Origin of the sequence: Streptomyces sp., from assembly GCF_050698815.1 — a bacterium.
Classification (GTDB): Bacteria; Actinomycetota; Actinomycetes; order Streptomycetales; family Streptomycetaceae; genus Streptomyces.
Genome location: NZ_JBOHCV010000230.1, coordinates 1 through 4,363 on the forward strand (window position 1 = coordinate 1; position 4,363 = coordinate 4,363).

A 4,363-nucleotide genomic window follows, 5' to 3' on the forward strand; every position below is an offset into this window, starting at 1 on the left:
CAGCTCAACAAGGCGGCGGCACGCCGCGTCTTCGACGAGCTCATGGGCCGGGACGACCCCGAGGGCTTCAACGAGGTGTTCGCGGCCGGGTACCACGACCACGACGTCGCCAACAAGGAAGCCGAAACCTACGGGCCCGACGGCATCCGCGCGGAGGCGCTCGGCTACCGCAAGGCCTTTCCCGACTTCGAGTTCACCATCGAGGACCAAGTGGCCGAGAACGACTGCGTGGTGACGCGGTGGAGCTGGACGGGCACCAACACCGGAGAGATGCGGGGCATGACGCCCTCCGGCAAGAAGGTCGAGATCGTCGGCACCACGACCTTCCGGTTCGAGAACGGCAAGATCGCGGAGGGCTGGTGGCACTGGGACGTGCTCGGCATGATGAGCCAGATCGGCGCGGTCGAAATGCGGGCGTAGGGGACATCCCCGGAAAGCGCCGAGGGGCGGCCCGTCCGGGCCGCCCCTCGGCGTGCGTACAAGTGAGCCGGGCGTCAGCCCTCGGCGGTCAGCCCTCGACACCCAGCTTCTCGAGGATGAGTTCGCGTACGCGTGCCGCGTCCGCCTGGCCGCGGGTGGCCTTCATCACCGCGCCCACCAAAGCGCCCGCGGCCTGGACCTTGCCGCCGCGGATCTTGTCGGCGATGGCGGCGTTGCCCGCGATCGCCTCGTCCACGGCCGCGCCCAGGGCGCCCTCGTCGGAGACGACCTTGAGTCCGCGCTTGTCCACGACCTCGTCCGGCGTGCCCTCGCCGGCCAGCACGCCCTCGATGGTCTGCCGCGCCAGCTTGTCGTTGAGCGAGCCCTCCTGGACCAGCGCGCAGACCCGGGCGACCGCCGTCGGGCCGATGGGCAGGTCGGCCAGTTCGGCGCCGGTCTCGTTGGCGCGCCGGGCCAGTTCGCCCATCCACCACTTACGGGCCTGGTCGGCGGGGGCGCCCGCCTCGACCGTGGCGACGATCAGGCCGACGGCACCCGCGTTGAGCACGGACTGCATCTCGTGCTGCGAGATGCCCCATTCCTCACGCAGCCGGTTGCGGCGCAGCCGCGGCAGCTCGGGCAGAGACGCCCGCAGCCCCTCGACCCACTCGCGCGAGGGGGCCACCGGCACCAGGTCCGGCTCCGGGAAGTAGCGGTAGTCCTCCGCCTCCTCCTTGACCCGGCCTGAGGTCGTGGAGCCGTCCTCCTCGTGGAAGTGCCGCGTCTCCTGGATGATCTTCCCGCCCGCGTCGAGTACGGCCGCGTGCCGCTGGATCTCGAACCGGGCGGCGCGCTCCACGCTGCGCAGCGAGTTGACGTTCTTCGTCTCGCTGCGCGTGCCCAGCGCCTTCTCGCCCTGGGGACGGAGCGAGAGGTTGACGTCGCAGCGCAGCTGGCCCATCTCCATCCGGGCCTCGGAGACGCCCAGCGCCTTGATCAGCTCCCGCAGCTCGGCGACGTACGCCTTCGCCACCTGTGGGGCACGCTCGCCGGCGCCCTCGATCGGCTTGGTGACGATCTCGATCAGCGGGATGCCCGCGCGGTTGTAGTCGAGCAGCGAGTGCGAGGCGCCGTGGATTCGGCCGGTCGCGCCGCCGATGTGTGTCGACTTGCCGGTGTCCTCCTCCATGTGGGCCCGCTCGATCTCGACGCGGAAGATCTCGCCGTCCTCCAGCTGCACGTCGAGGTAGCCGTTGAAGGCGATCGGCTCGTCGTACTGGGAGGTCTGGAAGTTCTTCGGCATGTCCGGATAGAAGTAGTTCTTCCGGGCGAAGCGGCACCACTCGGCGATCTCGCAGTTGAGCGCGAGCCCGATCCGGACGGCCGACTCGACGCCGGCGGCGTTGACCACCGGCAGCGCGCCGGGCAGCCCGAGACAGGTCGGGCAGGTCTGGCTGTTGGCGTCCGACCCGAGCGTGGTCGAGCAGCCGCAGAACATCTTCGTCTCGGTGCCGAGCTCGACATGGACCTCCAGGCCCATGACCGGGTCGTAGGCCGCCAACGCGTCCTCGTACGGCACCAGTTCAGTGACGGTCACGAAATCCCTCTCAGTCGTCCCCGAGGACATCGTCCAGATCGAGTCGCCGCAGCTCCCGTACGAGCAGCGCGACGCCCGTGACGATGCCCGCGGCCGAGACGGCCACGTCGACGAGCTGCAGCGTGTCGCCCTCCTGGCGGGCCTGCCTGCCGCGCTTGACGGTGCCGATCACACCGAAGAGCGAGGTCGCGATGGACACGTACATGCCGGTGCGGGACTTCTTGAATCCCTTGGCCTTCTGCAGTTTTCCACTCACAGCGACGGTGCCTCCTCAAGCAGCGGGTGCCCCCAACGTGCCTGGTGAGCGGCCTCGACGGCCGCACCGACACGGTAGAGACGGTCGTCGGCCATGGCCGGAGCGATGATCTGCAGCCCCACGGGGAGGCCGTCCTCCGGAGCCAGGCCGCACGGAATGGACATGGCGGCGTTTCCGGCCAGGTTCGCCGGGATGGTGCACAGGTCGGCCAGGTACATGGCCATCGGGTCGTCTGCGCGCTCGCCGACCGGGAAGGCCGTGGTCGGGGTGGTGGGCGACACCAGCACGTCCACCTGCTCGAAGGCACGCTCGAAGTCACGGCTGATGAGGGTGCGCACCTTCTGCGCGGAGCCGTAGTACGCGTCGTAGTAGCCGGAGCTGAGCGCGTACGTGCCGAGCATGACCCGGCGCTTGACCTCGTCGCCGAATCCCGCCTCCCGGGTGAGCGCGGTGACCTCCTCGGCGGAGTGCGTGCCGTCGTCGCCCACGCGCAGGCCGTAACGCATGGCGTCGAAGCGGGCGAGGTTGGAGGAGCACTCGGCCGGGGCGATCAGGTAGTAGGCGGCCAGCGCCTTGGTGAACGACGGGCAGGACACCTCGACGACCTCGGCGCCCAGCTCGCGCAGCAGCTCCACGCTCTCGTCGACGCGCTGCATGACGCCCGCCTGGTAGTGCTCGCCGCGGAACTCCTTGACGACGCCGACCCGCAGACCCGCCACGTCGCCGTTGCGGGCCGCGGCGACCACGTCGGGTACCGGCTGGTCGATGGAGGTGGAGTCCAGCTCGTCGTGGCCGGCGATGACGGAGTGCAGCAGCGCCGCGTCCAGCACCGTACGGGCGCAGGGTCCGCCCTGGTCGAGGGAGGAGGAGAAGGCGACCATCCCGTAACGGGACACCCCGCCGTAGGTCGGCTTGACGCCCACGGTGCCGGTGAGGGCGGCGGGCTGGCGGATGGAACCGCCGGTGTCGGTGCCGATGGCCAGCGCCGCCTCGTAGGCGGTGATCGCGGCGGAGGAGCCGCCGCCGGAGCCGCCGGGGACGCGGGTCAGGTCCCACGGGTTGCCGGTGTGGCCGTAGGCGCTGTTCTCGGTCGAGGACCCCATGGCGAACTCGTCCATGTTGGTCTTGCCCAGGATGACGACGTCCGCCTCCTTGAGCTTGCGGGTCACCGTCGCGTCGTACGGCGGGATCCAGCCCTCAAGGATCTTCGAACCGACGGTCGTGGGCACGCCCCGGGTGGTGAAGAGGTCCTTCAGCGCCAGCGGCACCCCGGCCAGCGGCCCGAGCCGCTCGCCGCGCTCCCGCTTCGCGTCGACCTCGCGCGCCGTGGCGAGGGCGCCCTCGCGGTCGACGTGCAGGAAGGCGTGCACCTTCTCGTCCACGGCGTCGATACGGGCGAGGTGTGCCTCGGTCACCTCGACGGCGGTGAGGTCACCGCTCGCGATCTTCTCCGCGATCTGCGCGGCGGTCAGTCTGGTCAGGTCGGCCATCTCGCTCAGTCCTCCCCGAGGATCTGCGGCACCTTGAAACGCTGCTGCTCCTGCGCGGGCGCGCCGGAGAGCGCCTGCTCCGGGGTCAGGCTCGGCCGTACCGTGTCCGGGCGCATGACATTGGTGAGCGGCAGCGGGTGGGAAGTCGGCGGTACGTCCTCATCGGCGACGTCGGACACGTCGGCCACGGCGCCGATGATGTCGTCGAGCTGTCCGGCGAAGTGATCGAGCTCTTCGTCCTTCAGCTCCAGGCGCGCCAGCCGGGCGAGGTGGGCGACCTCCTCGCGCGAGATGCCAGGCATGCAGCGGTCCTCTGGGGTGAGTGGTGTCGGGGTTTCCGCCCCAATCCTATGGCTCCCGCCATCCCGCGGGTGCCGCGGGCGCCCTTGCGGGCGGCTGGGCCGGAAAGCACCGGCATCACCACGCCCGCTGCCCGGGCAGCGAGGCGGTCGGCGACGCAGCGACCTCCCCCGCCGCGCGGGCACTGCTCGCGTGAGGAGCACCCGCGCAGCCCGGGCGGGCGGCGCAGGGACCCGTGAGGGCCTGGCCGGCAGGCCCGTGCTCGCATCGCGAACCCGCGCGGGCGCGCCCGCGCGGGTT

General features: G+C 70.9%; 5 protein-coding genes. 1 reads left to right on the forward strand and 4 read right to left on the reverse strand.

Annotation, left to right across the window (positions count from 1 at the left end; genetic code table 11):
- The coding region (locus ACRDP3_RS08445; protein WP_431516228.1) for an ester cyclase at positions 1-420 on the forward strand (420 nt) is incomplete at its 5' end.
- An 88-nt stretch (positions 421-508) separates the two neighbouring features.
- Here ACRDP3_RS08445 and gatB read toward each other — a convergent pair.
- The 4 genes from gatB to gatC are packed head-to-tail and all read right to left on the reverse strand — an operon-like array spanning position 509 to position 4,065.
- Complete coding sequence (gene gatB, locus ACRDP3_RS08450; protein ID WP_431516229.1) at positions 509-2,017, reverse strand: Asp-tRNA(Asn)/Glu-tRNA(Gln) amidotransferase subunit GatB; 1,509 nt, start codon at positions 2,015-2,017, stop codon at positions 509-511.
- A 10-nt stretch (positions 2,018-2,027) separates the two neighbouring features.
- Positions 2,028-2,273 (reverse strand): hypothetical protein, encoded by a 246-nt coding sequence (locus tag ACRDP3_RS08455; protein ID WP_431516230.1) that lies wholly within the window; start codon positions 2,271-2,273, stop codon positions 2,028-2,030.
- On the reverse strand, positions 2,270-3,763 hold the full coding sequence (gene gatA / locus ACRDP3_RS08460; protein ID WP_431516231.1) for an Asp-tRNA(Asn)/Glu-tRNA(Gln) amidotransferase subunit GatA: 1,494 nt from the start codon (positions 3,761-3,763) through the stop codon (positions 2,270-2,272). The genes ACRDP3_RS08455 and gatA overlap by 4 nt, the downstream gene beginning before the upstream one ends.
- A gap of 5 nt (positions 3,764-3,768) precedes the next feature.
- A complete protein-coding gene (gene gatC / locus ACRDP3_RS08465) occupies positions 3,769-4,065 on the reverse strand; it encodes an Asp-tRNA(Asn)/Glu-tRNA(Gln) amidotransferase subunit GatC (protein WP_431516232.1) in 297 nt (98 codons plus the stop codon).
- Positions 4,066-4,363: the final 298 nt, after the last annotated feature.

Coding starts and splice junctions, on each gene's coding strand:
- gatA (WP_431516231.1), bottom strand. CDS start 3,763: ATGGCCGACCTGACCAGACTGACCGCCGCGCAGATCGCGGAGAAGATC.
- gatC (WP_431516232.1), bottom strand. CDS start 4,065: ATGCCTGGCATCTCGCGCGAGGAGGTCGCCCACCTCGCCCGGCTGGCG.